The sequence below is a fragment of the Phytohabitans aurantiacus genome, from assembly GCF_027923225.1.
Lineage (GTDB): Bacteria > Actinomycetota > Actinomycetes > Mycobacteriales > Micromonosporaceae > Phytohabitans > Phytohabitans aurantiacus.
The window spans coordinates 374,640-401,088 of sequence record NZ_BSDI01000007.1; the positions used below are offsets into that span (position 1 = coordinate 374,640).

Consider the following 26,449-nt stretch of genomic DNA (forward strand, 5'->3'; position numbering starts at 1 on the left):
GTGTGCGTCATCCGCCCAGGTATCTCTCCCAGGGGCCGGTGATGGCAAGGGTGAGGCCGGGGTCCTGCATGTTGACGAAGAGCACCTTGCCGTCGGCGGTGAACGTCGGTCCGCAGAACTCCGAGTCGTTGAGCTGGTTGCGGGCGATGGCGTAGGTCGGGCCGCCCGGGATCGCGCTGAGCACGTGGGAAGCGCCGGCGCCGTCCTCGGCCAGTACGAGGCTTCCCCACGGGGTGACCGTGACGTTGTCCGGACCGTCGAAGGTCAGGTCGCCGTACTTGGCCGGTGCGCCGTCCTCCTCGGTGGCCTGGTGGGGGAAGTACGCGACGAGCTGGATGGTCTGGGCGCGGTAGTCGTAGAACCAGACCATGCCGTCGTGCGGCGCGGCGTCCGCCGGGAGGTCGCCCTCGTCCCAGGCGTAGGAGTTGACGACGTACACGCCCTCATCGGTACCCCAAACGCCCTCGAACTTCCTGCCGCGGGTCACCTGGCCGTCGGTGAACTGCTCGCGTACGGGTGTGGTGTGCGCGTCCCGTTCGGGCACCTCGATCCACCGCGCGGGGAAAGGACGGCCCATCTGGGCGGAGGTCAGGTAGGCGACGTCGGGCAGTACCGAGCCGTCGTCCATGATGATCTGCATCGCGGCGAGCGTGCCGGCGCCGGCGGCGAGACGCGTGAGAACGCCCGGACCCAGCTTGACGCCGCGGGGTGCGGTCCACCGGTAGAAGAGGCCGTTGGGCTCGTCGGCGTCCTCGGAGAGGTAGATCCTCGTCCGGTCCTTGTCGATCGCCAGTGCTTCGTGGGAGTACCGGCCAAGGCACTTGATCGGCCGCGGGTCGGCGCTGCCGTCGGCCCACACCTCGAAGACGTAGCCGTGATCCTTCTGGAAAGCGCCGGACCGGCCGCCCTCCTCCCATCCGTCGCCGGCGCGGTCTTCGGTCTCCTCGCATGTCAGCCACGTTCCCCACGGGGTGGGACCGCCGGCGCAGTTGCTGACGGTGCCGGAGATCGCGACGAACTCACCGAGGTTGCGGCCCGCACGATCGGTCCTGATCACGGTGCAGCCACCGGCGTCGACCGCGCCGGGATCGTAGACCGTGCCCTTGACGTGCGGCACGCCGAACCTGGCGCCCGGGTCGATCTCGTGGTTCTGGATCAGGGTGTACCGGCCATTGCCCGCGCTGTACACGGCCATGCCGTCGTGGTCGGCCGGGGTCAGCCCCTGCCCCTTGTCGAGCCGGGTGACGCCGGCCCGGGTGACGATCGCGTACCGGAAGCCCTCGGGGAGGGCCAGAATCCCGTCGGGGTCGTCGACGAGCGGCGGGAACGGCCTGCGACCGGGGCCACCCGCCGGCCGGGGCTGGTTCGGGTGGGCCTGCGCGAGGGACGGGAAACCGCCGGCGACGGCAATGCCGACGCCGGCGGCCGCGCTGCCGAGGAGGTTACGACGAGAGGCGGGCACGTGAGTATCTCCTGTTCAGAGAGGTGCGACGACGAGCAGCCAACTCCCGCGGGCCAACCCCGGCGCGCCGTTCACGTGACCGGCTGGTTACATCGAGGGTAAGAGTCAGGTGCAGAGCTCGTAGATGTTGCCGTCCGGGCCGCGGAAATGCTGCCAGGTGGGTCCCGGTTCGCCGACCAACTCGATACCGGCGGCCTTCAGTTCCTCGACGGCCGCCGCCAGGTCACGCACAGCGAACCCCGCGACCGGGCCGGTCGTGAAGTGTTCCTTGCCCGGATAGTCCGGGGCGAACACCTCGACGTCACGGCCGTCCGGAAGGCGGAAAACCCAGAACCCGGGCTCCTGAAAGACCAGCGGCAGTCCGAGTACCTTGCCGTAGAAGTCCGCCAGCGCGACGTCGTGCGGCGTACGCGTGCCCAGCCAACCCAGCCCCGTTACTTCCATGCCATGCTCCTTCTGTCGTGGCAGTCCGCTGCCAATTGATCAACTATGTCGTGCGGATCAGGACGGTCGCGAGCGCCGGGCCGAACGCTCCGCCGAGTTGATAGCAGAGCGTCAACAGGCCCAACGCTCCGGTCCGGTGGCCCTCGGGCGCGGCCCGTCCGACACGGGCGGCGTACCAGGCGAGCGCCGCCGTGGTGGCGAAGACGGCGAATCCGGTCGCGGCGACCTCGGCGGCGGGCCCCGGCGCCGTCACGGTCAGGACCAGAGCGGTGGCTCCGGTCGCCAGGAGCACGGTGCGGGTGACCGTGGGACCGAGCCGGGCGGTCCTGGTCGCGAAGAGCATCGACGTGAGCGAGCCGGCGGCCAGCGCGGCCAGCGTCATGGTGCCGATCCAGCCCGGCGACCGGTGCTCCTCCAGCAGTCTTGGCACCGTGTACAGCACGAGGAAGTACGAAGTGGACAGTGTGAACGCGGTCGCGACGGCGGTGCGGAAAACGGCCGACCGGAGCACCGCGGTAGGGACGAAACCGTCGGGTCGCCGCCGGATGTGCGCCGCCAGCAGTACCGCCGCGACCATCGCGGCGATGAGCGCGGGCACCCGCAGCCGGGCGATCAGGACCAGCGCGCTGACCAGGGTCATCACCAGCGCGATACCGGTGACGTCCGTCGTGGTCGGCGCGGTGTCGCGGTCGCGCGGTGGAAGGCGCCGGATGACGAGGGGTATCGCGGGCAGGGCGACCAGCGACAGGCAGAGCGGCAGCCGCCAGGACGCCGCCCCGAGCGTGGAACCGGCCAGCGGCCCGAATGCGCCGAGCAGGCCGATGGACGCGGTGACGACGCCGGTCCGCCGGGCGGTGCCAGCCAACGCCATGGCGACCAGGGCGAGCCCGCCACCGCCAGCGGCCTGGGCGGCGCGCCCGGCGAGCAGCACGGGCAGCGCCGGCGCGGCGACCACGAGGACCGTGCCGGCCATCACCAGTACCGCGTGTGCGTACACGGCGAAGCGCATGCCGTAGCGGCGGATCAGGCCGGTCGCGAGCGGGGCGCCGAGGACGGTGGCCCAGCCGAAGGCGGTGGCGGTCCAGGTCGCGTCCGTGATGGACAGGCCCAGGTCGCCCGCCAGGTCTGGGATGACCGTGGTGGTGCTGTTCGCGCTCAGCGCCAGCGGGGCTGCCAGCAGTGCCAGGTACAGGACGGGAACCACGTAGCGAAACTACACCGTTTAGTTGAGCAACTACACCGCTCAGTGTAAATTCGAACTATGACGAATCTCAACAAGGCGCGGACGGGGCCGCGCCAGCACGAGCCTCGCGGCTGGCCGGAGAAACGGCGAGCCATCGCCGAGGCGGCTCGCAGGGTGTTCGGCCGTGATGGCTACACGCGTGCCAGCGTCGACGCGATCGCCGCCGAGGCGGGCGTCTCCAAACGCACCGTCTACAACCACTTCGCGGACAAGGAACAGCTCTTCCTGGCGGTCGCGATCGAAGGCGCCGACGAGGTGACCGCCGCCATCGCTCAGATCATGGACCGCCACCTACGCAAGATCGTCGATCTGGAACAGGATCTGATCGACTTCTCGCTCGACCGCGTCGCCGCGGTCACCGCCTTCCCCGACCACTTCGCACTCGTGCGCGCCCTCGAGGCGGAAGCAACCCACATCCCGCGACCGATGCTCAGAGCCTGGATCGACGCCGGACCGCAAACGGCACACCTACGCCTCGCGCCATACCTGCGCAAGATCGCCGACCGCGGGCTGCTGCGCCTGGACGACGCCGACCGCGCCGCCCGCCACCTCACACTGCTGACAATCGCGGACATCAACCAGCAGACCTTCTACGGCGCCGTCCCGCTCCCCCAGGAAGAGATCACCGACATCGTCACCGCCGGCGTCAAGGCGTTCCTGCACATCTACCGCTAGTACCGCTAGGAGCTGTGGGTGATGTGGGTCATCTGCCGCCAGAGCAGTACGACGAAGACCGCCGATCCCACGAACGCGAACCAGAACGGTGCCGTGACCCCGTAGTGGGTGGCCAGGCCGCCGCCCATCGCCGAACCGATCACCAGTCCGCCGTACACGCAGATGGTGTTGACACTGGTGACGCGGCCCTGCAGGTGCGCCGGCACCGCGCGCTGCCGGACGGTGAGTGAGGTCGTGTGCCAGATGAACGCGTGGGCGCCGAAGGCGAAGAAGATCAGCATGGCGACCCACGCCGAGGTCGTCATCGCGAGGGCGCCGTGGGTGAGGGTTTCGATGATGAGCCCGGCGCGCATCACGTTGCCCATGCTCACGCGCCGGGTGAGCCAGCCGTAGACGCTGGTGCCGAGCAGGCCGCCGACCGCCGAGACCGTCGTGAGCAGGCCGAAGCCGATGGAGCCGAGGCCGAGCCGCTCGGTGGCGTAGAGCACCAGTACCGACCAGGCCGCGCCGAAGGTGAGGTTGAAGATCAGGATGGTCAGCAGCAGAGCACCCTACGTGCGGCGTCCGCCCAGCCGCACCCGGTTAAACCCGCAGCGCGGCGGCCCTCGCCTCGAACAACGCCCGCTCCTGAGCGTTGCGGGTCATCGCCGCCGCACGCTCGAACTCCCGCCTGGCTTCCGCGGCCCGTCCCAGCCGCGCGAGCAGGTCGGCGCGCACGGCCGGTACGAGCGCGTAGCCCGGCAGGTCCAGGCCGTCGACGATCTGCAGGGCGCGGGCCGGTCCGTGCGCGTGGCCGACCGCGACCGCGCGGTTGAGGTCGACCACCGGCGAGGGCGAGACGTGCGCCAGTACCTCGTAGAGCGCCGCGATCCGCGGCCAGTCGGTGTCGTCGGCGCGGGCGGCGCGGGCGTGGCACGCCGCGATCGAGGCCTGCAGGACGTACGGGCCCCACGTGCCCTCGGCCTTGGCGAGCGCGGCCAATCCACGGCGGATCAGCAGCCGGTCCCAGCGCCGCCGATCCTGGTCCTGCAGCAGTACCGGCGAGCCGTCCGGCGCGGTCCGTGCGGCGGTGCGTGACGCCTGGAGCTCCATCAGCGCCACCAACCCGTGGACCTCGGGCTCCTCGGGCGCCAGGGTGGCGAGGATCCGGCCCAGCCGCAGCGCCTCCTCGCAGAGGGTGGGCCGCATCCAGTCGTCGCCGGCCGTCGCCGCGTACCCCTCGTTGAAGATCAGGTAGATCACCTCGAGGACCGAGGCCAGCCGCTGGGCCGCCTCGGCCGGCGGCGGAAGCTCGATCGGGATCCGCTTCTCGGCCAGCGTCCGCTTGGCTCTGGTGATCCGCTGCCCGACCGTCGACTCCGACACCAGGTAGGCCCGGGCGATCTCCTCGGTGGTGAGCCCGCCGAGCAGGCGCAGGGTCAACGCCACCCGGGACTCGGTCGACAGGACCGGATGGCAGGTGGTGAAGACGAGCCGCAGCAGGTCGTCGCCGACGTAGTCGTCCATCGCGGCGGCGATGTCGGGGTCCTCGGCCTCGGGCGTCTGCCGGCCGATCAGTTCGAGCTTCTCCCGGTACCGGCCCTGCCTGCGCAGCGCGTCGACGGCCCGGTGCTTGGCGGTGGCCATCAGCCACGAGGCCGGGTGGTCCGGTACCCCGGTGGCGGGCCACTGCTCCAGCGCGATGACCAGCGTGTCCTGCGCGAGTTCCTCGGCGAGCCCCACGTCGCGCACCAGCCGGGCCAGCGCCGCCACGATCCGCGCGGACTCCATGCGCCACACGGTCTCCACCGCACGGCGAGGATCGGTAGCCGTCACGGCCACCGATCCTGCCTCATCCGCGGACTACGCGGGACCGAAGTCCTCCGGACCCATGACCTTGAGCACCTCGGTCTCGCCTTCCCAGCCGTCCCAGAGGTCGCGATGCAGGCCCATGAAGCGAGACGCCCACTCGACCGCCTCCTCCTTGGAACGCACCTGGTAGAGCGCGTAGCTGATGGTCTCCTTCGCCTCGGCGAACGGCCCGTCGGTGACGCTGAGCTTGCCGCCGTACACGTTGACCATGGCGCCGGTGGCGCTGGGCGCAAGGCCAGCGGTGTCGAGCAGGGCGCCGGCCGCGGTGGCTTCGGCGCCGAGCGCCATGATGGCCTCCATGAGCTCGGGCGGCGGCGGGCCGGCCGGTTGGGTCGCCTTGAGCAGAGTCAGATAGCGCATAGGGGAATCCTTTCAGTCTTTGTTAGGCGGCCGCGTCCGCGAGGGCGCGGTAGTAGTGGACGCAGACCGTGGCGAGCCAGGCCCAGACGAGCACGACCGCCGCGACGAACGCCAGCGTGGTCGGCCCGTGCGAGCCGCTGGCGATGCCCGCGAACCCGGCGAGGAAGGCCACGCCGGTGACGCGGGAGAACCAGGCGAGGCCGCGCCGGCGCTCACGCGTGAAGTGCTTGGCCAGTACGAAACAGGCCACGATGAGGCAGACGAAGCCGGCGCCGCCGACCACCAGGTGCAGGATGCCGTGCCAGCTGATCGTCGCGGTCTCCGGCGTACCCAGCGGAAAGCCCTGTGCCGGGTCGGCGCGGAAGATTCCGGCGCCGACCAGGCTGGCGCCGTAGGCGGCGATCAAGGCCGGCGCCAGCCGGCGATCCAGCACCCGGCGCAGGCCGACGGCCGCCGCGATGGTCGCCAGGCCCGTGACGATGAAGTTCACGATCTGGATCCAGCCGTGGTCGCCGTTGGCCAGCAGGCTCCACGCGTGCTTGCTGAGATCGAAACCGTCGCGGGTGAACGCCTGCGCGAGCGAAACGCCGACGTAGAGCGGGCCGGCGAGGACGCCGTAACCGAGCAGGGACCTGGTGATCCGGGCGGCGGTGGTGCACTGAGACGAGGTGGTGCACTGGGACGAGGTGGTGCACTGGGACGAGGTGCTCGTAGTCATGGCTGACTCCTTCGTTTCGAGGTCTCTACCTGGCCCTCGAACGAAGAAGACGGATTCCGACAACCCTTCTCAAGATTTTTTACGCGACGCGGAGGGCGCCGGGCCTACGGCCGGCGAGCCGGTCCAGCGCCGCCGCGGCCGCGTCGTCGGCCGGCAGGTAGGTGACGAGTCGCTGCTGGTCTGCGTCTGGCAGGACCAGGCTCTCGTACGCCATGCGCAGTTCGCCGGCTGAGGGGTGGCGCAGCCGCTCGACGCCGCTGCGCGCTTCGCCGCCGGTGATCAGCCGGTACCGGTCAGCGAACGCCGCCCCCGCGGTGACCGTCAACTCGTCGACGAGCTCGCGAACGTGCGGGTCGGGTGGCCCGAAGTCCGCTTTCAGCGTGGCGACGCGCGCGTCCGCGACCCGTTCCCAGTCCGGGTACGCCGAGCGGGCCCGAGCGTCGGTGAAGGCGAACCGGACGAGGTTGGGCGGATCGGTGTCCAGCAGCCCGAGCGGGCCGGCGAGCCGCTCGTACGCGGTGGTGTACGCCAGCACGTCACCGAGCCGGTTCACCACGGACGCCGGGGTGGGCTCCAGCCTGTCGAGCAGCGCACGCACCGTCGGGCGGACCGTCACCGCCGGCGGCTGGACCTCGTGACAGACGAGCGCGCCGTCGGCCGCCTTGGCCAGGATGCGCAGCCGGAGCCGCTCGTCGGTGGTGAGGCGCAGCGCGTCGGCGAGCGCGCCGAGTATCTGCGTCGACGGGTGCCGGTCGCGGCCCTGCTCGATCCGGGTGAGGTACTCGACGCTGAGCCCGGCGAGCGTCGCGACCTCGGCGCGGCGCAGGCCAGGTGTGCGGCGCCGGGACCCCACCGGAAGCCCCACCGCCGACGGTGTCAGAGCCTCTCGGCGTTCCCGTAGATATGTGCCCAATTCATTGTCACTCATCGCGACTCCACGCTACCCGGGCACCGGCGCGCATAGCGTGGCCCTGAGAGGGCCAGCCTAACGGCGGCCTCCCTACACGTGTTCCGCGCCGGCAGCGTGAACCGCATGGATATGGGACTTGAGGGTCGCACGGTAATCGTCACCGGAGCCTCCGGCGGGCTCGGTCGCGCGATCGCACGAGGGTTCGCCGCCGAGGGCGCGAGCGTGGTGCTCACGTACTCGACATCGCGCGCCGAGGCGGACAAGCTCGCGGTCGAGATCGGCGATCGGGCGCTGGTTTCCCGGTACGACATGAGCGAGGAGCAGGGCGCGGCGGCGCTGGTGTCGGCCGCGCTGGAGTGGACCGGTCGGGTGGACGTACTGGTCAACAACGCGGTCGTCTGGGGCAGCACCGCCGTGCCCGAGGGGCCGTTCGAGCGGGTACCGGACGACGGCTGGGTAGCCACGCTGCGAGCCAACGTCGAAGGCGCGGTGCGGCTGTCCCGGGCGGTCGCACCGGTCATGCGGGCGCACCGCTTCGGCCGGCTGGTCCACATCTCGTCGACGATCGCCGCCGACGGCATGGCCGGCGGGGAGTACTACGCCGCGGCGAAGGCGGCACTGCACGGGTTCAGCCGCTCGGCCGCGCGGTCGCTCGGCGCGGACGGCGACATCCTGTCCAATGTGGTGCTTCCCGGCCTGACCCGCACCGACACCAACGCGCACATCGTCGAGGCGGCCGGCGCGCACTACAGCGCGCTGGCGGCGGTCGGTCGGCTCCTGGACGCCGACGAGGTGGCGGGCGCGGTCGTCTACCTGGGCTCGGCGGCCAACACCGGCATCACCGGCCAGGCCATCACCGTCAACGGCGGCGCATAGCACGCCGCCGCACGGTTGCAGGCCGCAGCTGTCAGGCGGTGTGGGCACCGAGGTCGCGGACGGTCCGCACGAAGGCGCGGATGAGGTCGTTCTCGGTCTCGGTGCGCCACACCGCCGCGTACGGCAGGGCGGCCATGTCGTTGACCGGCAGGTAGGCGATATCGGGCCGGGTCCAGTATCGGGTCATGTGGCTGGGAAACAGATTGACGATCTCGCCGAGGCTGACCAGCGTGAAAATCTCCTCTGTGTTCCGCACGATGGGGCCGCGTTCGATCATCCGGCCCGCGCGGGTGTGGGATGGCACGAAGCCGTTCTTCCAGTAGTCGGGTCCCGCGGTGTCGGAGTGCTGGAAGTCGCTGACCATCTCCAGGGATACCGAGGCGTGCCGGGTGAGTCGATGCTCGGCGGACACGGCAAGCACCCGGTCCTCGGCGAACAGGACCGGGCCTACGGTGAGATCGGGTTCATCGACCGGGAGCCAGGTGACCAGAAGGTCGATGTCTCCGCGCCGGAGCCCGACGAACGGGTCGACGAAGGGCGCGTACTGGACACTCAACTTGCACTCAGGGTGGCGGGTGCGGAAGGCGTCCCAGTACGGACGCAGGTCCTGGACGTTGACCGAAACCATCCCCACGCGCAGCACGGCGGTGATGCCACGGGCGGCCAGCCGGGCGCGTTCCAGGCTGTCGTGCAGTCCGGCGTAGACCGGGCGCAGGTCGTCGCGGAGTTGCCGGCCGACCGCGGTCAAGCTGATCTGACGGCGGTTGGAGCGTTCGAACAGGGCAGCGCCCAAGCGGCGTTCCTGCTGGGCGATCGCCTGGCTGACCCGCGCCTGCGACACGTGCAGCCGCGCAGCCGTACGCCCGAAGTGCAGCTCCTCGGCCAGGGTCAGGAAGATCTCGATGTCGCGTAGCTCCATGGCTTCCTGTTCGCTGTCATAAGGCGCACGTTATGTCGATCATACGGAATCGCGCGTTGATGCAGGTGAAGCGCCGATACAGGGTTGAGGAGATCACACCGCAACCGAAGGCGAGACCATGAGCGACACCCTTGACGTGACCGCGATGTATGCGATGCACGACGCGCTGCGACGGGAACTTGAGCACATCGCCCGAATCACCGTCCGGGTCGACAGCGACCCGCGGACCATCCTGCGCACCGCCGCCGGCTGGCAACTGTTCACCAGGTCGCTGCACGTCCACCACACCGCCGAGGACGACGCGTTGTGGCCCGCGCTGCGCGAAACGCTGGCGCGGCGGCCCGACGAGCTGGCCTTGCTGGAGGCGATGGAGGCAGAACACGCCGTCATCGACGAGGTCATCGAGGCGATTCAGGCGGCTCTGTCCGATCCTGGCGCCGGACTGGACCGTCTCGGCGACCTCGCCGACTCCCTCGTCGTCGGCCTGAACGGACACCTCAAGCACGAGGAGGACCAGGCGCTACCGCTGATCCAGGCCTTCGCGACCCCGCAGCAGTGGGCACACTTCGGCCAGGTCCATGGCCAGCGGATCGGGCCCGACGCGTCCCGCCTGCTGCCCTGGCTGCTGGAGGGCGCCAGCGAGCGGACCGTGAAGACGATCCTGGCCCCGCTGCCCGAACCGGCCCGCGCCGCCTACGCCGCCCAGTGGCAGCCCGCCTACGCCGCGTTGGACCGGTGGAGCCCGCACACCGCCGGCTGAGAACCGATCGCAGATTTTCTTGCCCGACCGGTCACGTTTCCGTGCCGCGCCGGGTCATCCCACTGACAGCTCATCATCGAAGGACGGTAACCATCATGCGGAAAGCCACCACGATCGCGGTCGCCGGGGCCACCGGACGGGTCGGTCGACATGTCACCGAGGTACTGGCCGAACGCGGCCACCGCGTCGTACCGATCTCACGCTCCACGGGCGTCGACGTCGTCACCGGGGCCGGTCTGGTCGAGGCGCTCGACGGCGTCGAGGTGATCATCGACGTGTCCAGTACGCCGTCGCCGGAGCAGGGGCCGGCCACCGAGTTCTTCACGGCCGCCGCCCGCAACCTGCACGAGGCGGGGCACAAGACCGGCGTCCGCCGGATGGTGGTGGTGTCGATCATCGGCATCGACGCCTCGACGAGCGGCTACAACGCGGCCAAACTTGCCCACGAGAGGGAAGCACTGGCCGGCCCGATCCCCACCCAGGTCGTACGGGCGGCGCAGTTCCACGAATTCGTCGAGCAGCTGGTCGGTTGGGGCACCCAGGGCGACGTCGCGTACGTCCCCAAAATGCGCACCCAGCTGGTCGCCGCCCGAACCGTCGCCGAAACGCTCGTCGACGTGGCCACCGATCCGGACGCGGACGTGACCGGACGGCCGTACCCCGAGATCGCTGGGCCGCGGGAGGAGAACCTCGCCGACGCCGCCCGGCTGCTGGCTGCCCGGCGTGGCGGCCCGGCCCGGATCGAGGAGGTGAGCGACCCGGCCAACCCCGACCGCGACCTGTTCGAGAACGGCGGCCTGCTGCCCAGCTCGCACGCCACCCTCGCCGGACCGACCTACGCCGACTGGCTCAGCGGCGCGTAACGGAAACCTTCGTGGGCGGTGACCGGTGAAGTCACCGCCCACGAAGAGAGTGTTTACACGTCGTCGTCCTGGACGGTCAGCGCCCCGTAGGCGTCGCCGGCCGACACACCGCTGACGGCTTTGACGGCCACGATGTACGTGCGACCGTCACCGGCAGTGGTGTTGCCGGTCACCTGGATCGGGATGTTGATCGTGGTGGCGCCCGGCGTGATGGTGACGAGGGTGGCGGTGGCGAGGCCGGTCACCGGGTCCACGACGAAGACCCGTACCTGGCCGTTGCCGCTGCCGGAGACCTGGGCCGGCACCTGGTAGGTGACGGTGCCCGAGTTGCCCTCCTGGACGGTCCGCTCGCCCAGGTCGACCCGCGGCAGGCTGGCCGTCTGCGGCGCGGGCAGGCCGGCACGCCAGTTCCAGGCGTCGAACACCCAGATGCGGGACCATTCGCCGCCAGTACGCGGCACGATCTCCAGCCGCGCGATCTGACTCATGTTGAGCCCGGCCGAGACGGCGTTCGTCAGCGGCATCCGCAGTTCCCGTGCCCAGGTCTGCCGGACGAACGGTTCGAGCGTCTGCGAGCCGAGGACGGCCCGCCGGCCGGCGGAGTCGGCGATGGCGACGTCGAACGTGGTGCTCGGCGCGCCACCGTGGAGGACCACCCGCAGCGCCAGCGACTGCGCGTTCGAGAACGAGACCGGCGCCGCCGGCCGGATCACGACCGGGGTGCCCGGCGCGGTCCAGGTCACCCGCACCGCCTGCCGCCCCGCCTCGGGCTTGACCGGATCGAACTGGTCGAAGTGCGGGCCACCGCCGTCGCACGAGGTCGGCGTCTGCGTGGCCGTGACCACGTCACACAGCAGGCCGTCGGTGCCACTGACCACAGTGGACGCGCCCGGCACGATGAACGGCGTGCGGTTGGCGCCCACCCCGTGGCTCAGCACGACCACCGGGTCGACCGACGGTGCCCGTACCCCGGAACCGTCCAGCAACGGGCGGACCTGGTCGTTGCCGGCCACGAACGTCGCCGCCGCGGCGGCGGTGTAGGTGGCACCGACCTTCTGCTGCTGCTCGGGGGTGATCCGAGTGGGCCGACCCTGCCCGCAGACCGGGTCGTGGAAGTTCGCGTCGTCGAACGACGGCGACACGGACAGCCCCGGTGTCCATTCGGTGTTGTAGAAGTTGTGGTTGGCGCCGATCACGAAGACCGAGCCGTGCAGGGCGAACCCACGACCGACCCCGCGGGTCGCGTCGATGTACTGCTGGCCCTGCAGGTCCCAGACGTCACCGTCGCAGTCGGACAGGATCGTCAGCGACGGCACGTCCGGCTGCGGGTTCTGCGCGAGCAGCGTGGGAGCGATCAGCGTCAGGCCGCGGATCTGCCAGCGCACGGTGCCGGTGTATCCGTCGACGGCGGCCGGCGGTCGTGTGAGGCTGTCGACCGCCGCCTTGCTGACACCCTCGCCGCCGCGCGAGTGACCTACCAGCATCACCCGCGTCATGTCGGGCACCGGGGAGTTGCGCACCACGTCGGGTGCGGTCGGGCGGCCCGTGCCGGCCCAGTCCGCCCAGCGGCCCAGGTGGATCCGCACCAGCGACGACCGCGCCTGAGCGCCGCCATCGGCCGGCGGCATCAGGACGCCGTCCTGCGCGTTGACGCCGTTCGCCGCGATCGACACGGTGAGGTACCCCTGCGACGCCAGCAGCTGCTGTGCCCGCTGGTATCCGAGGTGGCTGGGCACCGGTGTCCAGCCGGCCGGGCAGGGCCAGGCCAGCGTCGGCTGCGCGGTGCCCTGGTAGCAGGTGGCGTGCCGCCCGTGCAGGAACAGCACCAGCGGGCGCTGGCCCGAGGTGCCCTGCGGCGCCACGACGAACCCGCGCATCTCCACCGGCGCGGCGAGGCCCGGAAGGCTGACGTCGGGCAGCGTGTATTCGCCGGAGATAGTGGTGTAGGGACCGGCTGTCCCCGGATCGACGGCGTTTGGCGGCAGGTCCGCCGCGAGAGCCGGCTGCGCGGCGGTGCCGCGGCGGCTGTCGACCTCGGTGGCGTCGAGGCGCCGTCCCGCCGCGCGGACCTGCGGGTCGGTCAGATCGCGTGCCGCCACATCGTTGATGACGAGCCGGAACGTCCGCTGATCGGGCTCGGCCACCGGCCATCCGAGCAGCCGGCCACCGGCGTGGAACTCGACCATCGCGTTGCCGATCGGCACCGGATTCTCCGTGCGCCAGACCAGCTCGAACCCTGATCCGCTGCTTCGTAGCTGCCAGCCGTCCGGCAGTGCCGTTTTGGCCGGTGCGCCACCTGGTTTGACTGGATCTGCCCACGCGGCTGTGCCGCCGCCCAACGTGAGCGCAAGCGACAGCATCGCCGCGGCCACGCCTCTACCGACGCGCATCGACGTCCTCCCCCGTGTATTCCGTTGTGATGGGACCGCGCATGGGAGCGCTCCCGAGGTCACTCTAATACACCAAACGCGAATCACCAATGCCTCAGTCAGCAGGCCGTCCACAGTGGAGTGATGCCGCACCTACCGCGCCCAGCCTCCCCCGATTGCCGCCGCTGACGGACCCACTCGGGGATCGACGGCGACCGGCGTGATCGGTACGGTCCGAGCGTGATCATCCCCGCGCGGGATCCGGCGCCCGCCACCCGGATCCGCCCGTCCACCGTGACGACCGCCTTCGGGCTCCAGCTCGGCGTGGTCGCCGTGCTCCTGCTGGTCGCCGTGGGCATCGTGGTGGAGGCAGTCGTCTACGACGGCCTCATCGACGAGGCCGCCAGGCTGACCGACGCCGATCCGGACGAGGTCGCCATGGAACGAGCGTTCAATGTGGAATGGGTCGTGATCACCGGCCTGCCCGTGCTCGCCCTACTGGGCCTGTACGCGGGAACCGCCTTTCCGGTCCGCTCCGGAAGCAACGTGGCACGCATCCTGACCTGCGTCGCCACCGGGCTGCCGGCGGTGTTCTGCGTCGCGTGCGGCGGTCTGGGAGCACTGGTGGCCATCCCGTTGCTGGCCTGGGACGATCCGGGGGCGACGGAGGAAGACTTCTGGTCCGAGGAATCGCCTTTCTACGAAAAGCTCTACGAGCTTCAGGCCACCGGCTTGTCCTCGGTGTTGACCGACGTCGGAGTGTTGCTCATCATGACCGCGTTCGCGGCGTCGATCGCCGTCGCCGTGCTCCTGCTGGTGCCGCCGTCGAACCGGTACTACCGCCCGCCAGCGCCACCCCACGCCCCGCCGGCCTACCCGTTCGCCTACCCGGTCCCGCCCGGCTACATCCTCGTGCCCGCCAGCTCAGCGCCGTGGATGCCACCGCCGGTCTCCCCGGCGGCATCCGATGAGCCCGAGACGCCACCCGAGGCGCAGACTGGGCAGGATTGAAGAAGCGCGCGTCGCCGCGCCACGCCTAGCGTCATCTCCATGACCTGGAGCAAATGGATCCGGCAGTTCCACCGCTGGGTGGCCATCGCCTTCACCGCCTCCGTCGTCCTCGTCACCGTCGTCGTCCTGACGCAGGACGAGCCCGCCGAGTGGGTGTACCTCTCACCGCTACTCCCACTCTTCCTACTCATCTGCACCGGCCTGTACCTGTTCGCCCTGCCGTACCTCACCCGGCGCCGAGCTCTCGACACGCGGTAGCAGCAGCGGGCTGGCGAGGATGAGCAGTCCCGCCACCGCGATGCCCGTGCGCGGGCTCGTAACCGTGGCGAGCAGGCCACCGAGGGCACTCAGGACGGCGATGGTGACGCTGCTGCTGATTGACCAGGCAGACAGCGTGCGCGCGATGAGGTCCCGGGGCGTGTTCGCCAGCCGATAGGCGGCCGACACCGGGTTGTACAGGCTCATGCTGACGATGATGGCGAGCTCGATGGCCATCACCGTCGCGAGACCGGCGACTCCGGGCTGCACGAAGGCGAGCCCGATCAGCCACACCGCGCGCAGCGTGCCGACGGTTCGCAGGACCCGGTACTGGCCGTACCGGGCCACGACCCGGCGGGCCAGCCGCGAGCCGACGAGTCCACCGAGGCAGGGCGCCGCGAACGCGAGGCCGTACTGCCAGGGCGGGAAACCGAGCTCGCCCAGCATGAGCACGGCCACCAGCGGATCGGCCGCCATGATCAATCCGCTGACGAGCAGGTTGTTGAGGAACAGCGGCCGCAGACCGGGATGGGTCCAGATGTGCCGCCAACCGTCGAGCAGCTCGCCCGCCCGGATCCGGCCCTCGCCCGTACGCCGCGGGCGCTGCTCGCGGTCGCGGATGGCGGCGACCCCGAGCGCCGACAGCAGGTAGCTGAACGCGTTTGCCACCACGGTGACGACCGGCCCGAACACGCCGATCGCCGCCCCGCCCAGCGGCGGTCCGACCGCGATGGAACTCCAGTTCGTCGACTCGAACCTCGCGCTGGCCACCAGCAGGTCCTCCGGCCGGACGATGGTCTTCACGTAGGCACCGCTGGCCGCACCGAAGGCAATCTTCGCCGCGGCGACGACCGCCGACACGACCAGCAACTGCCAGAAGCCGAGCCAACCGAAGGCGTAGGCGACCGGGATCGTCATCAGGAGCGCGAACCGCACCAGATCCATCGCGATCATCACCGGCCGCTTACGGTGGAACTCCACCCACGGCCCGAGCGGCACCGCGATCAGCGCGCCCACTGCCGGCCCCACCGCCGCCAGCGCGGACACCTCGGCGGGGCTGGCGTCCAACACCAGCACGGCTATCAGCGGGAACGCGCCGAAGCCGAGCCCAGACCCATAGGCGCTGACCGCGTACGCCGCCCACAGCCACCCGAACCGTCGCCCCACGCCGCTCCCTCCGAACAACCCACCGTTGATCGCGGAGATCAAAGCAAGCCGAGGAAAGGCGAATCAAACAACCAGAATGGCCGCGAGCCACAACCAGTCGTTGTGTGGATAGGGTCTGCGGGTGGATCTCGACGCCGTGCGCACCTTCGTCGCCGTCGCGGACGCCGGCCAGTTCCAGGAAGCCGCCGCCGCACTGTCGGTCACCCAACAGGCCGTCTCCAAACGCGTCGCGGCGCTGGAGAAGGACCTGGCGGTGCGCCTGTTCACCCGCACCGCCCGGGGCGCCCAGCTCACCATCGACGGCCAGGCGTTCCTGCCCCACGCCCGCGAGCTTCTCCGGGTGGCGGCGCGGGCCGACGCGTCCGTACGCCCCGGCCGGCGCGCACTGCGCGTCGATGTCCACAGTAGACGAATTGTGCCGGCCGTGCTGCTGCAACACTTCCACCGCGCGCATCCCGACATCGAACTGGATGTCGTGACGATGCTGAGCGCCGACGTCGACGCCGCGATCGCCGCGATCGAGGCCGGCACGATCGACGCCACCTTCCACGCCGTCACCGCTCCCCCGCACCTCCTGCCGCCGGCGATCCGGACGGCCCGCGTGATCGACGAGCCGCACCGGCTACTCGTGGGCCCCCGTCACCCGCTCGCCAACGCGCGCACGGTCACGCCCGCCCAACTGGCCGACCACCGCATCTGGATGCCCGGCATGGCGCCCGGCACCGAGTGGGCCGACTACTACGACGAGCTCGCCGCCGCGTTCGGGCTCACCATCGACGTACTCGGGCCGGTCTTCGGATACGAGGCCCTGCTGGCCGAGATCGCCGACTCCCCGCGACTGGCGACGTTCGTCGGCGAAAACTCGCGATACCTGTGGCCCGACAGCTACGACCTGCACCGCATACCGGTGCGAAACCCGGCACCGATCTACCCGATGTCGCTGATCTGGCGCGCCGACAACCCACACCCCGCCCTCGGCAACCTCCGCGACTACCTCGCCTCCCGACGCGCCGACCCCGCCCCCGACATCTGGACCCCAACCTGGAGCCGACGCTCAACAAACAAAAGACTCTGAGCTACCGCGACGCCCGCCGCGGCCCAGACCGTCGCTCCCGCGGCCTCACCCTCCGCGCCACACAACCAAACCCCCGTTACGCGGGCGGGGTGCGGGTGGTTAGGTCGGCTTCGGTGATCGCGCGGAGGACGCGGCACGGGGTTCCGACGGCGACGACCATGGGAGGGACGTCGCGGCTGACCACGCTGCCCGCGCCGATCACAGACCCGTACCCGATGCGGACGCCCGGCAGGATGACGGCGTTGCTGCCGATCCAGACCCGATCCTCGATCACGATGGGTTCCGAGAAGCGCGCGTAGTCGACCCGGCGCGCGGGATGCACCGGATGTCCTGTCGTCGTGAGCGTCACACTGGGCGCGATCATGACGCCGTCGCCGATGCGGATGTCGACGTCGTCGACGAACGTGAGGTTGACGTTGCCGAAGAAGTCATCGCCGATGTGGACGTTGCTTCCAAAGCCGGCGTGGAAGGGCGGGAGCACGACCGCTCGCTCCCCCACCGATCCGAAGATCGCCGTGAGCAGCGACTCGCGCCGGGCGGTGTCGCTGGGCGGCGTGTGGTTGTACTCGAAGATGAGATCGGTACGCCGTTGCGGGGCCTGGAACGACGCCTCTGACTCGGTGTAGATCAGCCCCTGCCGGATCCGATCCAGTACCGCCTGCTCGTCGCCGCGCGACACGCCGGAACTCATGATCATGATCCAACCCCAGGCCCCGCACCAACGCAAGCCGGCCTCAGCGCAATTCAGAGGGACTCGGTCGGCAGGCCGGCGCCCGTCCAGTCCTCGATGCCCTCCCGGTACTTGCGCACGTTGCGGTAGCCGAGGGTGGTGAGCCGGTCGGCGACCTGCCCGCTGTTGGGGCACGACGGGTTGGAGCAGTACGTGACGATGGCGGCGTCGCGGTCCGGCAGCAGGGCCGCGGCCCGCGCGTCCACCTCCCCCGGTGCCAGCGCGAGGGCGCCGGGCAGGTGCTGCTTGGCGTGGTACTCGCCGCCCAGCGCGTCGACGACGGTGACGGTCCCGGCGTCGATCGCCGCTTTCAACTCGTCACGGGTGATCAGTGTGGTCATTCGCTTCCTCCCAAGCATTCGGACTATAGTCCGGTTATGTCTGGAGACAGTAGCGGACCACGGTCCGGTTTTGCAACACCCCTCGAACTGTTGCGTACGCCACCACCCAAGGAACGCGCCGACGCCGCGCGCAACCGCACGGCGGTGCTCGACGCGGCCGCGCGACTCTTCGCTGAGCACGGGGTGGCCGCCGTCTCCATGGACCAGATCGCGACCGCCGCCGGCGTGGGCAAGGGCACCCTGTTTCGCCGCTTCGGCGACAAGTCGGGCCTCGCGGTCGCGCTGCTCGACACCCGCGAGCAGACGCTGCAGGAGGCGATCCTGCACGGACCACCGCCACTAGGCCCCGGGGCGCCGGCGGCCGAACGGCTCGCCGCCTTCGTCGACGCCTACCTGGACTACCTGCTGGAGCACCTGGACCTGGTGCGGATGTCGGAGACCGCCTCACCCGGCGCCCGGTACCGGATCGGGGCCTACCGCTTCTGGCACCGGCACGCCGCGATCCTGCTCGACGGTGTACCCGATCCGGATCACGCCGCGCACGCCCTGCTCGCCGCCCTGGCGGCCGAGCACGTGGCCGCACTGCTACCGGAGCTCGGCGAGGCGCGCATCCGCGGCGGGCTGCGCCGCTTGACCGCCCGATACAGCTGACGCCGCCCGCGGCGGGGCGCCCCATCCCCGCGCCAGCCGCGACGGGTGCACGTTGCGGCCCTCGCCGTAGAACTCGAGGAACTTCATGATCAGCGGATCCCACTTGTCCGGGTCGATGTAGCGGGTCGAGCCGGGTACGAGCAGGTCCTGCTCCACATGCACCCGGACCACGTCCACGTCGACCGCCACGACTCCGGACTCCGGCTCGCCGAAGGGATGGATGCGGCTGACCGTCGCCTCCAGGTGGATCAGGCACTGCGCGACCCGGGGCGGGCGTACGACGTCGGAGGGGATCGGGGTGAGCCCGGCCACCCCGAACTTGTCCGCCTCGTGCCGGTACCCCTTGGCGAGCTTGTGTTCCGGCACGGCCCGGCTGCCGGTCAGCAGCGCGAGCCGGTCGACGGCCGGCACCAGCGCCGGGTGGGCGAGATTGAGCACGCACTGGCCCGTCCGGGCCAGGTTGTGGGTGGTCTGCGAGGTCTCGTCGAGGCCGAGCATGGCGGACCGGCCCACCCAGAACGCCGACGACATGGGTGCCAGGTTCGGCGAGCCGTCCTCGTCGCAGGTACTGATGAGGACGACCGGGGTACCGAAGTAGAGCACTCGGGGTTCGACGGCGCGATGCATCGCTCGACTCTGGCAGCCGGGTCGATGCGGTTGCTGGCGGAAATCGGCCGTGGTGTTGACAGGCCCGTCAGCGCGAGGCAGTATTCAACCTATAAGTTGATTAACCGAGTGGTTGAGAAAGGCGGAAGGCGTGGACCGGCTGAGCGAGGTGTTCGGCGCTCTCGCCGACCCGACCCGGCGGGCGATCCTGGCCCGTCTGGCGGAGGGCGAGGCGACCGTCAACCAGCTCGCCGAGCCGTTCCCGATCAGCCTCCAGGCCATCTCCAAGCACCTGAAGGTGCTGGAGCGCGCCGGGCTGATCACGCGCGGCAAGGAGGCGCAGTGGCGACCCTGCCGCCTCGACGCGAGGCCGCTGCGCGAGGTGGCTGACTGGATCGCTTTCTACGAGCGGTTCTGGGAGCAGCGCTACGACACGCTCGGTGAATACCTGCAACAGATCCAGAAGGAGACCTGAGATGAGCGACAACCTGACCGTGACGCTGCCGACCGACCTGGAAATCCAGATGGTGCGGGTGTTCGACGCGCCGCGCGAGCTTGTCTTCGAGGCGCACTCGAAGCCCGAGCACATCAAGCACTGGTGGGGCCGGGGCAACCCGCTCGACTGCGAGATGGACTTCCGCCCCGGCGGCAAGTGGCGCTTCGTCGAGCACACGCCGGACGGCGAGCAGTACGCGTTCCGCGGCGAGTACCGGGACATCAAGGCGCCGGAGCGGATCGTGTGGACGTTCGAGTTCGAGGGCATGCCCGGTCACGTGTGCGTGGAGACGCTGGAGCTGACGGAGGAGGGCGGCAAGACGACCGTCACCAGCCTCACCCGCTTCGACAGCAAGGAAGACCGCGACGGCATGGCGGCTTCCGGCATGGCCGAGGGCGCCAAGGCGTCGTACGACGCGCTCGCCGAGTACCTGAAGAAGCTCGCCTGAGTCCACATCGGAGAGTGTCAGCCGACGTGCTCGACGAGCGCCTCGTCCTGCTGGACTACGCGCCGGCATAGGCGCTCCGGCCCGCGGCCACCCATCTGGCGAGGGTGGCCCGGGCCGCGCCGGAGTCGACCGCCTCCGCGCACCGGACCATGGCCGTCGCGAGAGCATCCACAAGGGACGGTCGGTGTGGCGATGCCGCTACCAGCACGGCCGCCGCGTTGAGCAGTACCACATCCCGGATCGGTCCCGGGCGCCCGTCGAGCACCGCGTGCGCGATCCGCGCGTTGGCCGCGGCGTCACCGCCGCGCAACGCGGCAGGATCGGGCCGCGACAGTCCCAGCTCGCGCGGATCCAGCACGGTCCGCGTCATCACTCCATCGTGTACTGTCCACACGCGAGACGTCGTGACGGTGGTGAGCTTGTCGAGCCCGTCGTCACCGCGCACCACCAGAGCGCTTCGCCCGCCCGCGGCCACCATCTCCGCGATGACCGGCGCCATCCGCGCATCCGCCACCCCGATCACCTGATGCGCGGGTGCGGCCGGATTGATCAGCGGCCCCAGGATGTTGAAGACCGTCGGCACGCCCAACTGCCGGCGTACGGTGGCGGCGTGCCGCAGCCCGGAGTTGAACATCGGCGCGAACAGGAACGTGATGCCCGCCTCGGCGGCCACCCGTGCCGCCTGCGCCGGCGTCAACTCCAGCGGCACACCCAGGTACTCGACAAGGTCGGCCGCTCCCCCGGTCGTCGACGACGCCGCCCGACCACCGTGCTTGACCACGGTCACCCCGGTCGAGGCCGCCACGATGGCCGCCACCGTCGAGATGTTGGCCGCCCCGGTCCGGTCGCCACCGGTGCCGGCGATGTCTGCCGTCGTACCCGGAATGGCGACCCGTGCGGCGCTGGCGCGCAGCGCGGCGACCAGGCCCTCCACCTCGGCCGCGGTTTCGCCCTTGGCCCGCAACGCGGTCGCGAAGCCCGCCACCCGCACCGGGCTCGCCTCGCCCGAGACGATCTGGCTCATCGCCCACGCCGTCTCGGCGCTGGTGAGGTCGCGGCGGTCGAGCAGGCTGGACAGGAGCGCCGCCCAGGTGTGTGTCATCGCAGTCCTCGCGGTAAGGCGCTCGGCGAAGGCGACGGTGCCCGACATGGCAACGGCCGCCTCGTCGAGGCGGCCGATTGAAGGTTCGAACAGGGGGGCCGCCTAGAAGGCGGGCCACCAGCAGGTCGAACGCAGGGTCACGCGGAAACTCTAGCAAACCCCCGCCCGTGATCAGGGCGTCCCTGAAGTCGTTAGGGCGACTTGAGGGACGCCCTGATCACGGGCGGTTGAGGAAGGCCGCTGCCGCGGCGCGCTGGTGGCCGCGGGCCGAGAGCACCCAGGCCAGTTGCTGCGACGCCGACGGGTGCCCGCGAGCGGCGGCCCGGCGCAGCGCGGTCTCGGCGCCGTCGAGGTTGCCGGTCCGGCGCAGCAGCCGGCCCAGGTTGTACGCGGCGTCGCGGTCACCCATCGCGTCGGCCCGCCGCCAGGCCGCTTCGGCGCCGTCGTGGTCGCCGGACCGGTACAGCAGGTCGCCGAGGTGCGCCGGCCCTTCCGAGCTGCCACGCTGTTCGGCGCGACCGAACGCGGCGGCCGCCGCCTCGGTGTCGCCCGCCTTCGCCAGCAGTACCCCCAGGTGGACCGCGCCGAGGTCGTCGCCGCGCTCGTCGGCCCGCTGGTACGCCTGCCACGCCTCGGTTTCCCGGCCTGCCCGCTCCAGCAGCGAACCCAGGTTGTACGCCGCCGCACCGTCACCGAGCGCGTCGGCCCGCCGCCACTGCGCCTCGGCCCCGTCCACGTCGCCGCGCTCGTACAGCATGACGCCCAGGTTGTAGACGGCACCCCGATGCCCGCGTTCGGCGCCTTCGCGGAACGCCGCCTCCGCCCCGGCCACGTCGCCCCGCGCGGCGTACGCCAGCCCGAGCTCGTTGATGGCGTCGGGGTGGCCCAACTGGTCCGCGTGCTGCCACACCCGCACCGCGTCGGCGGTACGCCCGCGCGCCGCGATGCGCCGGCCCAGCTCGACCGCGGCTCCGGCGTCACCCTCGGCGGCCGCCTGCACGAACGGCACGTCGCCCTCGTCGCGCTCCACGATGGCGTGCAGCGCGGCGCGCAGGTTGCCGGCGGAAGCCTCCCGGCCGCGGGTCACCGCCTCGCTGTACGCCTGCGCCGCACCGTCGAGGTCGCCGCGCTGCTGCCGGAGCCAGCCCAGGTTGTGCAGGCCGTCGAGCTCGTCGCGCTCCCCCGCCCGGCGCAGCACCTGCTCGGCGTCGTCGAGGTAGCCGCGCTGCTGCAGCAGGTACCCCAGGTTCGTGGCCGCGCCGGTGGCGCCCCGCTCGTCGGCCCGGTACCAGCACGCCTCGGCGCGGTCGAGGTCGCCGGCGTCCAGCGCCCAGTGGCCGAGGATCATCGCCGCCTGCGGGTGGTCGCGGGCGTCCGCCCGTTCCAGGGCCTCGATCGCGGCCGCCCGGTCGCCGCCCACGTCGAGCAGCAGGCCCAGGTTGTACCCGGCCGGCGCGCAACCGCGCTCGTCGGCCCGCCGGTACGCTGCCTCGGCTCCCGCCAGGTCACCGCGCTCGGCCAGCAGCAGCCCCACGTCGTTGGCAGCGTCGCCGTCGCCCATCTCGTCGGCTTCGCGGTACGCCGCCTCGGCCGCACCGGTTTCGCCCTGGTCCTCCAGCACCCGGCCGAGCAGTACCCGGGCCCGCCGCGCCACCTCCGGCCGGGTGTCCTGGGTCGCCGCCCGGAACAGCGCCTCGGCGTCGGCGAGCCGGCCCGCCTCCCACGCCAGCAGGCCCTGCACCTGGATGTCCGACTCGTCCAGCACGTCCTCGTCCGGCTCCGGCGGCCACACCATCCAGTCGTACGGGCCTTCCCGCGCTGCCTGCCCGGCGATGTCCCAGATCTCCCGGTACAGGTCGGGCTCGCCCGCGGCCGGCTCGACGCCGGTGCTGTCGATCTCGCCCGCGGCGCTCTCCGCGCTGGTGGCGACCTGCTGGGCGATCGCGCCCTGGCGGCGGCCGGTGCTGAACCGGCCGTTGAGAAAGTAGACGCGAGCCGAGTACGACGGGTGGGCGTCGGGCTGTCGCGACATCTCGACCATGTCCTGTACCCGGTCGCCGGTGACCACCGCCGACCGCTCGGAGGCGGCGCACCACAGCGACCCCGCCTCCAGTACCGGCTCCTGAGCCTCGCCGTCCACCACCTGTACCGCGAACGCGTCGGCCGCCAGCTCGAACGACGAGCCCCGACCGAGCAGGTCGACCGCCTGCTCGCCCTCGCCCGGCTCGAACGCGGCCAGCATCGCCTCCGCCAGCGCCACCTCCTGCGGCGAGCCGCGAAAGCCGATCTCGTTGTGGCCCAGCACGTGGTGGCCGATCTCGTGCAGCACGACGAACCCGAGGGTGAGCTGCGCGAGGTACGCGGGTTCGATCGGTGACTGGCCGTCGGGCTGCTCGTCCGGCAGGTCGACGGCGCCCGGTACGCCCTCGCGTGCCCGCCGGACAGCGCGCATGACCAGCTGCATCAGGCAGTACGACAGCCGGTGCCGGGCCAGCCCCGCGTTCGATACCGGTGCGACGCCGGCCGTGGCGCCGCACAGCCGCTCGCGCAGCTCCGGGCCCGCCGGCGCCTCGGCCAGCAGGTCCCGCACGCGCAGCCCCACCCACTGGTCGCCGCCGACGGTCAGCCAGGCCAGCGGCACCGCGGCGGGCGGGTCGGGCTCCAGCTCGCGCAGCGCCGGCAGGGCCAGCTCGTTGAGCCGCGCGCACCTGCTCACCGTGCGCGCGAACAGCTCGATCACATCGAGGGTGCCCGCGCTGACGTAGACGACCGGCTGGTCGTCGACCGAGTCTGCGCGGGCGTCGGGCACCGCCGTCCTCGGGAAGATCACCGGGATCCCGGCGACCGCGCCGGCCAGCGGGCTCCCCTCGACCAGGCCGGGCAGGAACCGGCGGAAGGCCGATACGAGCTCCCGGTCGTCTTCGGCGGGCGCCGCGTCCGGCGGCTCCAGCCCGCGCGCGCGGTACAGCCGCAGCGCGTGCGTGCGGTACCGCGCCAGCGCGCGGGCGGCGAGCTCCGCGTCGCGCGGCGGCGGCTCCGCACCGTCACGGGCGGCGACGAACCGGGCGTACACCGGGGTGTGCGCGTTGAGCGGGTTGTGAACGTACACGGGCGCGACGCCGGTCCGGGTTCAGACGCCGTCGGCGTCGGCCGGCCGGACCTCTTGGCCGTCGACGCTGGCCGCGACGCCACGCCGGCCACGGATCTTGTCGGTCAGCCAGGCCGCCAGCACCGCGCTGCTCACGCTGGTCGCGACGCTCACCAGGGCCTCCAGGACATATTGGGTACCCTCGAACCCGCTGGACCGGGTCAGCCGCAGGCCACTGAGCGTGACGCCGTCCGCGACCGGCACCTCGCCTCCGGCAGGCAGGTCGCCGCGGACACCCAGCAGCTCCTTGATCTCATCCGGCGAGGCGGCGACGATCTGCACCTCGTGCGTGCGGGGCTCGGTCATAGGGGAATTCAAGACCCCCCACCACTCTGCGTCAACGCCGAGGCGGCTGCCCTGGCGTCGCGGCGATTGGCCAGCGTGCTGGTCGTGACGACGGTGGCGAGGGTGGCGATGATGACGCCGAGGGAGAGCAGGGTCGGCACCTCCGGCACCCAGGTCCAGACGCCGTGCGCCCAGTGCAGGATCAGTTTGACGCCGATGAACGCCAGGATGATCCCGAGGCCGTGGTTGAGGTGCCGCAGGGCGGCCAGCGCGTTGCGCAGCACGAAGTACAGCGCCCGCAGCCCCAGCAGCGCGAACGCGTTCGTGGCGAACACCAGGTAGGGGTCGTCGGTCACCCCGTACACCGCGGGCACCGAGTCCACGGCGAAGACCACGTCGGTCATGAAGACCGCGACCACGACCAGGGCCATCGGGGTCAGCGCCCGCCGGCCGTCGATCCGGGTGACCAGCTTGGCGCCGTGGTACTCCCGGGTGACCGGCATCAACCGCCGCAGAAGGCGGACCGACCGCATGCCGTCGATGTCCGTCTGATGCTCGGTGCCGCGGGCGGCGTCTCGGATCACCTTGAACGCGGTGGCCAGCAGCACGGCACCGAAGAGCAGGAACGCCCACGTTCCCGTGCTGATCACGGCGGCTCCGGCGGCGATGAAGATCGCCCGCAACACCAGCGCGCCGACGATGCCGTACAGCAGCACCCGCTGCGCCAGCGCCGACGGCACCGCGAACGCGGTCAGCAACAGCATGAACACGAACAGGTTGTCCACCGACAGCGACTTCTCCACCACGTACCCGGTGAAGAACTCCACCGACGCCGTCCCGCCGTACGAGGCCCAGACGAACAGGCCGAACGCCGCCGGTAGGGCCAGGTAGAACACCGTCCAGCCGACCGCTTCCCGCATCGGCACGTCGTGCGGGCGCCGCGTGATCGCGAAATCGATCGCCAGCAGGACGAGCAACACGACGACGGTGACCGCCCACAGCAGCGGCGAACCGATCGACTCCAGCATTGGGGCCTCCTCGAACGCGTCAAACCGTTCGAGGTCTCCCTCACCCGCCGGCGGGCGACCGCCCGGGGGCCCGTGGCAAGCCCGTACTGACCGGAGCGGTCCTTCGTGAGGTACTCCCCTCGCGGCCGATCATATGAGCCCCGCCTGAACGTTTCCTGGGAGGCGAAGGGCCTACCGGTTGTGGTGGTCAAGCACCTTGGACAGCAGCTCAGTCAGCAGGTGACGCTCCTCGGGTGACAGCGGAGCCAGCAGCGCCTCCTGCGTATCGGCCAGCTGCTTCTCCAGCCGCCGCAGCTGCCGCTTGCCCGCGGCGGTCAGCGAGATGATGTTGCGCCGCCGGTCGGAGGGGTCCGGCACGCGCTCGACCAGTTTGCGGTCGGTGAGCTCGTTGACCGTGGCGACCATGTCGCTGAGGTGGATGCCGCTGCGACGGCCCAGCGCCGCCTGGCTGGCCGGCCCGAGATGCTCCAGCGTCGCCAGCAGGCGGTAGTGGTATCCGCGGGCGCCAACGGACGAGAACCCGTCTGCCACCAGGCGGTGCGCGTGGATCGCGGTCTGGGTGAGCAGCCAGCTGGGCAGGCTCTCCCACCCCCCGGCGGGTGCCTCTTCGGACGGGCTCTGCATGTGACGAGTCTAACGAATCGTTAGGGGCA

General features: G+C 71.0%; 28 protein-coding genes and 1 pseudogene. 10 read left to right on the plus strand and 19 right to left on the minus strand.

The window, feature by feature from the left end; translation table 11 throughout:
• Nucleotides 1-7: 7 nt before the first annotated feature.
• The 3 genes from QMG73_RS09335 to QMG73_RS09345 form a co-directional block, all read right to left on the minus strand.
• Nucleotides 8-1,462 (minus strand): alkaline phosphatase PhoX, encoded by a 1,455-nt coding sequence (locus QMG73_RS09335; protein ID WP_281893796.1) that lies wholly within the window; start codon nucleotides 1,460-1,462, stop codon nucleotides 8-10.
• Nucleotides 1,463-1,567: 105 nt separating this feature from the next.
• Nucleotides 1,568-1,906 (minus strand): VOC family protein, encoded by a 339-nt coding sequence (locus QMG73_RS09340; RefSeq protein ID WP_281893797.1) that lies wholly within the window; start codon nucleotides 1,904-1,906, stop codon nucleotides 1,568-1,570.
• Nucleotides 1,907-1,949: 43 nt separating this feature from the next.
• Complete coding sequence (locus QMG73_RS09345) at nucleotides 1,950-3,110, minus strand: MFS transporter (RefSeq protein ID WP_281893798.1); 1,161 nt, start codon at nucleotides 3,108-3,110, stop codon at nucleotides 1,950-1,952.
• A 57-nt stretch (nucleotides 3,111-3,167) separates the two neighbouring features.
• Here QMG73_RS09345 and QMG73_RS09350 point away from each other — a divergent pair, with 57 nt between their 5' ends.
• Nucleotides 3,168-3,824: a TetR/AcrR family transcriptional regulator gene (locus tag QMG73_RS09350; protein ID WP_281893799.1), complete on the plus strand. Its 657-nt coding sequence runs from the start codon at nucleotides 3,168-3,170 to the stop codon at nucleotides 3,822-3,824.
• 5 nt (nucleotides 3,825-3,829) lie between these two features.
• Here QMG73_RS09350 and QMG73_RS09355 read toward each other — a convergent pair.
• The 5 genes and pseudogenes from QMG73_RS09355 to QMG73_RS09375 all read right to left on the minus strand — a co-directional run.
• Nucleotides 3,830-4,369 (minus strand): annotated as a pseudogene (locus QMG73_RS09355) (MFS transporter); the annotation flags it as partial.
• A gap of 37 nt (nucleotides 4,370-4,406) precedes the next feature.
• Nucleotides 4,407-5,639 carry an RNA polymerase sigma factor gene (locus tag QMG73_RS09360; protein WP_407676765.1) on the minus strand — a complete coding sequence of 411 codons (1,233 nt, stop codon included), beginning with the start codon at nucleotides 5,637-5,639 and terminating at the stop codon, nucleotides 4,407-4,409.
• 27 nt (nucleotides 5,640-5,666) lie between these two features.
• A complete protein-coding gene (locus tag QMG73_RS09365; protein ID WP_281893800.1) occupies nucleotides 5,667-6,035 on the minus strand; it encodes a YciI family protein in 369 nt (122 codons plus the stop codon).
• Nucleotides 6,036-6,057: 22 nt separating this feature from the next.
• Nucleotides 6,058-6,753 carry a DUF998 domain-containing protein gene (locus QMG73_RS09370; protein ID WP_281893801.1) on the minus strand — a complete coding sequence of 232 codons (696 nt, stop codon included), beginning with the start codon at nucleotides 6,751-6,753 and terminating at the stop codon, nucleotides 6,058-6,060.
• A gap of 79 nt (nucleotides 6,754-6,832) precedes the next feature.
• The gene (locus QMG73_RS09375; protein ID WP_281893802.1) at nucleotides 6,833-7,681 is read right to left on the minus strand and encodes a helix-turn-helix domain-containing protein; all 849 of its coding nucleotides are present in this window, start codon (nucleotides 7,679-7,681) and stop codon (nucleotides 6,833-6,835) included.
• 105 nt (nucleotides 7,682-7,786) lie between these two features.
• On the opposite strand from QMG73_RS09375, the gene QMG73_RS09380 reads away from it, so the two are divergent.
• On the plus strand, nucleotides 7,787-8,539 hold the full coding sequence (locus tag QMG73_RS09380) for an SDR family NAD(P)-dependent oxidoreductase (RefSeq protein ID WP_281893804.1): 753 nt from the start codon (nucleotides 7,787-7,789) through the stop codon (nucleotides 8,537-8,539).
• A 31-nt stretch (nucleotides 8,540-8,570) separates the two neighbouring features.
• Here the strand turns inward: QMG73_RS09380 and QMG73_RS09385 are convergent, their stop codons facing one another.
• Nucleotides 8,571-9,458 carry a LysR family transcriptional regulator gene (locus QMG73_RS09385; RefSeq protein ID WP_281893806.1) on the minus strand — a complete coding sequence of 296 codons (888 nt, stop codon included), beginning with the start codon at nucleotides 9,456-9,458 and terminating at the stop codon, nucleotides 8,571-8,573.
• Nucleotides 9,459-9,576: 118 nt separating this feature from the next.
• On the opposite strand from QMG73_RS09385, the gene QMG73_RS09390 reads away from it, so the two are divergent.
• Together QMG73_RS09390 and QMG73_RS09395 are read left to right on the plus strand one after the other, a co-directional pair.
• On the plus strand, nucleotides 9,577-10,218 hold the full coding sequence (locus QMG73_RS09390; protein WP_281893807.1) for a hemerythrin domain-containing protein: 642 nt from the start codon (nucleotides 9,577-9,579) through the stop codon (nucleotides 10,216-10,218).
• A 95-nt stretch (nucleotides 10,219-10,313) separates the two neighbouring features.
• Entirely contained in the window at nucleotides 10,314-11,081 is a 768-nt protein-coding gene (locus QMG73_RS09395; protein WP_281893809.1) for an SDR family oxidoreductase, read from the plus strand.
• Nucleotides 11,082-11,134: 53 nt separating this feature from the next.
• On the opposite strand, the gene QMG73_RS09400 is transcribed toward QMG73_RS09395, so the two are convergent.
• Entirely contained in the window at nucleotides 11,135-13,471 is a 2,337-nt protein-coding gene (locus QMG73_RS09400) for an alpha/beta hydrolase family protein (RefSeq protein WP_281893811.1), read from the minus strand.
• A 219-nt stretch (nucleotides 13,472-13,690) separates the two neighbouring features.
• On the opposite strand from QMG73_RS09400, the gene QMG73_RS09405 reads away from it, so the two are divergent.
• Together QMG73_RS09405 and QMG73_RS09410 are read left to right on the plus strand one after the other, a co-directional pair.
• Nucleotides 13,691-14,461: a hypothetical protein gene (locus QMG73_RS09405; protein ID WP_281893812.1), complete on the plus strand. Its 771-nt coding sequence runs from the start codon at nucleotides 13,691-13,693 to the stop codon at nucleotides 14,459-14,461.
• Between the two features lie 39 nt (nucleotides 14,462-14,500).
• The gene (locus QMG73_RS09410) at nucleotides 14,501-14,719 is read left to right on the plus strand and encodes a hypothetical protein (RefSeq protein ID WP_281893813.1); all 219 of its coding nucleotides are present in this window, start codon (nucleotides 14,501-14,503) and stop codon (nucleotides 14,717-14,719) included.
• Here the strand turns inward: QMG73_RS09410 and QMG73_RS09415 are convergent.
• Entirely contained in the window at nucleotides 14,645-15,886 is a 1,242-nt protein-coding gene (locus tag QMG73_RS09415; RefSeq protein WP_281893814.1) for an MFS transporter, read from the minus strand. The genes QMG73_RS09410 and QMG73_RS09415 overlap by 75 nt on opposite strands.
• Nucleotides 15,887-16,007: 121 nt before the next feature.
• Here QMG73_RS09415 and QMG73_RS09420 point away from each other — a divergent pair, with 121 nt between their 5' ends.
• Nucleotides 16,008-16,961 carry a LysR family transcriptional regulator gene (locus tag QMG73_RS09420; protein WP_281893815.1) on the plus strand — a complete coding sequence of 318 codons (954 nt, stop codon included), beginning with the start codon at nucleotides 16,008-16,010 and terminating at the stop codon, nucleotides 16,959-16,961.
• A 76-nt stretch (nucleotides 16,962-17,037) separates the two neighbouring features.
• On the opposite strand, the gene QMG73_RS09425 is transcribed toward QMG73_RS09420, so the two are convergent.
• Together QMG73_RS09425 and QMG73_RS09430 are read right to left on the minus strand one after the other, a co-directional pair.
• Nucleotides 17,038-17,658, minus strand: a complete 621-nt coding sequence (locus QMG73_RS09425; protein WP_281893816.1) for a sugar O-acetyltransferase — start codon at nucleotides 17,656-17,658, stop codon at nucleotides 17,038-17,040.
• A gap of 47 nt (nucleotides 17,659-17,705) precedes the next feature.
• Nucleotides 17,706-18,032, minus strand: a complete 327-nt coding sequence (locus QMG73_RS09430) for a rhodanese-like domain-containing protein (protein ID WP_281893817.1) — start codon at nucleotides 18,030-18,032, stop codon at nucleotides 17,706-17,708.
• A 36-nt stretch (nucleotides 18,033-18,068) separates the two neighbouring features.
• Here QMG73_RS09430 and QMG73_RS09435 point away from each other — a divergent pair, with 36 nt between their 5' ends.
• Nucleotides 18,069-18,683, plus strand: coding sequence for a TetR/AcrR family transcriptional regulator (locus tag QMG73_RS09435; protein ID WP_281893818.1), 615 nt, complete (start codon nucleotides 18,069-18,071; stop codon nucleotides 18,681-18,683).
• Here QMG73_RS09435 and QMG73_RS09440 read toward each other — a convergent pair.
• Entirely contained in the window at nucleotides 18,618-19,310 is a 693-nt protein-coding gene (locus QMG73_RS09440) for a flavin reductase family protein (RefSeq protein ID WP_281893819.1), read from the minus strand. The two genes, QMG73_RS09435 and QMG73_RS09440, sit on opposite strands and share 66 nt — an antisense overlap.
• Before the next feature lie 130 nt (nucleotides 19,311-19,440).
• Here QMG73_RS09440 and QMG73_RS09445 point away from each other — a divergent pair, with 130 nt between their 5' ends.
• Together QMG73_RS09445 and QMG73_RS09450 are read left to right on the plus strand one after the other, a co-directional pair.
• On the plus strand, nucleotides 19,441-19,764 hold the full coding sequence (locus tag QMG73_RS09445) for an ArsR/SmtB family transcription factor (protein WP_281893821.1): 324 nt from the start codon (nucleotides 19,441-19,443) through the stop codon (nucleotides 19,762-19,764).
• 1 nt (nucleotide 19,765) lies between these two features.
• Nucleotides 19,766-20,233 carry an SRPBCC family protein gene (locus tag QMG73_RS09450; RefSeq protein WP_281893822.1) on the plus strand — a complete coding sequence of 156 codons (468 nt, stop codon included), beginning with the start codon at nucleotides 19,766-19,768 and terminating at the stop codon, nucleotides 20,231-20,233.
• A gap of 55 nt (nucleotides 20,234-20,288) precedes the next feature.
• On the opposite strand, the gene trpD is transcribed toward QMG73_RS09450, so the two are convergent.
• The 5 genes from trpD to QMG73_RS09475 form a co-directional block, all read right to left on the minus strand.
• Nucleotides 20,289-21,335 (minus strand): anthranilate phosphoribosyltransferase, encoded by a 1,047-nt coding sequence (trpD, locus tag QMG73_RS09455; protein ID WP_281893824.1) that lies wholly within the window; start codon nucleotides 21,333-21,335, stop codon nucleotides 20,289-20,291.
• Nucleotides 21,336-21,552: 217 nt separating this feature from the next.
• Entirely contained in the window at nucleotides 21,553-24,444 is a 2,892-nt protein-coding gene (locus QMG73_RS09460; RefSeq protein WP_281893825.1) for a tetratricopeptide repeat protein, read from the minus strand.
• A 21-nt stretch (nucleotides 24,445-24,465) separates the two neighbouring features.
• Nucleotides 24,466-24,789: a hypothetical protein gene (locus tag QMG73_RS09465; protein ID WP_281893826.1), complete on the minus strand. Its 324-nt coding sequence runs from the start codon at nucleotides 24,787-24,789 to the stop codon at nucleotides 24,466-24,468.
• 8 nt (nucleotides 24,790-24,797) lie between these two features.
• Nucleotides 24,798-25,796 (minus strand): TerC/Alx family metal homeostasis membrane protein, encoded by a 999-nt coding sequence (locus QMG73_RS09470; protein ID WP_281893827.1) that lies wholly within the window; start codon nucleotides 25,794-25,796, stop codon nucleotides 24,798-24,800.
• Between the two features lie 171 nt (nucleotides 25,797-25,967).
• Nucleotides 25,968-26,420 (minus strand): MarR family winged helix-turn-helix transcriptional regulator, encoded by a 453-nt coding sequence (locus QMG73_RS09475; protein ID WP_281893828.1) that lies wholly within the window; start codon nucleotides 26,418-26,420, stop codon nucleotides 25,968-25,970.
• Nucleotides 26,421-26,449: the final 29 nt, after the last annotated feature.

What these genes read in the sequence shown, in the direction of transcription:
- QMG73_RS09430 (WP_281893817.1), bottom strand. Translation starts at nt 18,032, where the DNA reads ATGACCACACTGATCACCCGTGACGAGTTGAAAGCGGCGATCGACGCC.
- QMG73_RS09400 (WP_281893811.1), bottom strand. Translation starts at nt 13,471, where the DNA reads ATGCGCGTCGGTAGAGGCGTGGCCGCGGCGATGCTGTCGCTTGCGCTC.
- QMG73_RS09475 (WP_281893828.1), bottom strand. Translation starts at nt 26,420, where the DNA reads ATGCAGAGCCCGTCCGAAGAGGCACCCGCCGGGGGGTGGGAGAGCCTG.
- QMG73_RS09440 (WP_281893819.1), bottom strand. Translation starts at nt 19,310, where the DNA reads ATGCATCGCGCCGTCGAACCCCGAGTGCTCTACTTCGGTACCCCGGTC.
- QMG73_RS09410 (WP_281893813.1), top strand. Translation starts at nt 14,501, where the DNA reads ATGACCTGGAGCAAATGGATCCGGCAGTTCCACCGCTGGGTGGCCATC.
- QMG73_RS09340 (WP_281893797.1), bottom strand. Translation starts at nt 1,906, where the DNA reads ATGGAAGTAACGGGGCTGGGTTGGCTGGGCACGCGTACGCCGCACGAC.
- QMG73_RS09380 (WP_281893804.1), top strand. Translation starts at nt 7,787, where the DNA reads ATGGATATGGGACTTGAGGGTCGCACGGTAATCGTCACCGGAGCCTCC.
- QMG73_RS09465 (WP_281893826.1), bottom strand. Translation starts at nt 24,789, where the DNA reads ATGACCGAGCCCCGCACGCACGAGGTGCAGATCGTCGCCGCCTCGCCG.
- QMG73_RS09450 (WP_281893822.1), top strand. Translation starts at nt 19,766, where the DNA reads ATGAGCGACAACCTGACCGTGACGCTGCCGACCGACCTGGAAATCCAG.
- trpD (WP_281893824.1), bottom strand. Translation starts at nt 21,335, where the DNA reads ATGACACACACCTGGGCGGCGCTCCTGTCCAGCCTGCTCGACCGCCGC.
- QMG73_RS09370 (WP_281893801.1), bottom strand. Translation starts at nt 6,753, where the DNA reads ATGACTACGAGCACCTCGTCCCAGTGCACCACCTCGTCCCAGTGCACC.
- QMG73_RS09365 (WP_281893800.1), bottom strand. Translation starts at nt 6,035, where the DNA reads ATGCGCTATCTGACTCTGCTCAAGGCGACCCAACCGGCCGGCCCGCCG.
- QMG73_RS09375 (WP_281893802.1), bottom strand. Translation starts at nt 7,681, where the DNA reads ATGAGTGACAATGAATTGGGCACATATCTACGGGAACGCCGAGAGGCT.
- QMG73_RS09385 (WP_281893806.1), bottom strand. Translation starts at nt 9,458, where the DNA reads ATGGAGCTACGCGACATCGAGATCTTCCTGACCCTGGCCGAGGAGCTG.
- QMG73_RS09395 (WP_281893809.1), top strand. Translation starts at nt 10,314, where the DNA reads ATGCGGAAAGCCACCACGATCGCGGTCGCCGGGGCCACCGGACGGGTC.
- QMG73_RS09425 (WP_281893816.1), bottom strand. Translation starts at nt 17,658, where the DNA reads ATGATCATGAGTTCCGGCGTGTCGCGCGGCGACGAGCAGGCGGTACTG.
- QMG73_RS09390 (WP_281893807.1), top strand. Translation starts at nt 9,577, where the DNA reads ATGAGCGACACCCTTGACGTGACCGCGATGTATGCGATGCACGACGCG.
- QMG73_RS09350 (WP_281893799.1), top strand. Translation starts at nt 3,168, where the DNA reads ATGACGAATCTCAACAAGGCGCGGACGGGGCCGCGCCAGCACGAGCCT.
- QMG73_RS09470 (WP_281893827.1), bottom strand. Translation starts at nt 25,796, where the DNA reads ATGCTGGAGTCGATCGGTTCGCCGCTGCTGTGGGCGGTCACCGTCGTC.
- QMG73_RS09435 (WP_281893818.1), top strand. Translation starts at nt 18,069, where the DNA reads ATGTCTGGAGACAGTAGCGGACCACGGTCCGGTTTTGCAACACCCCTC.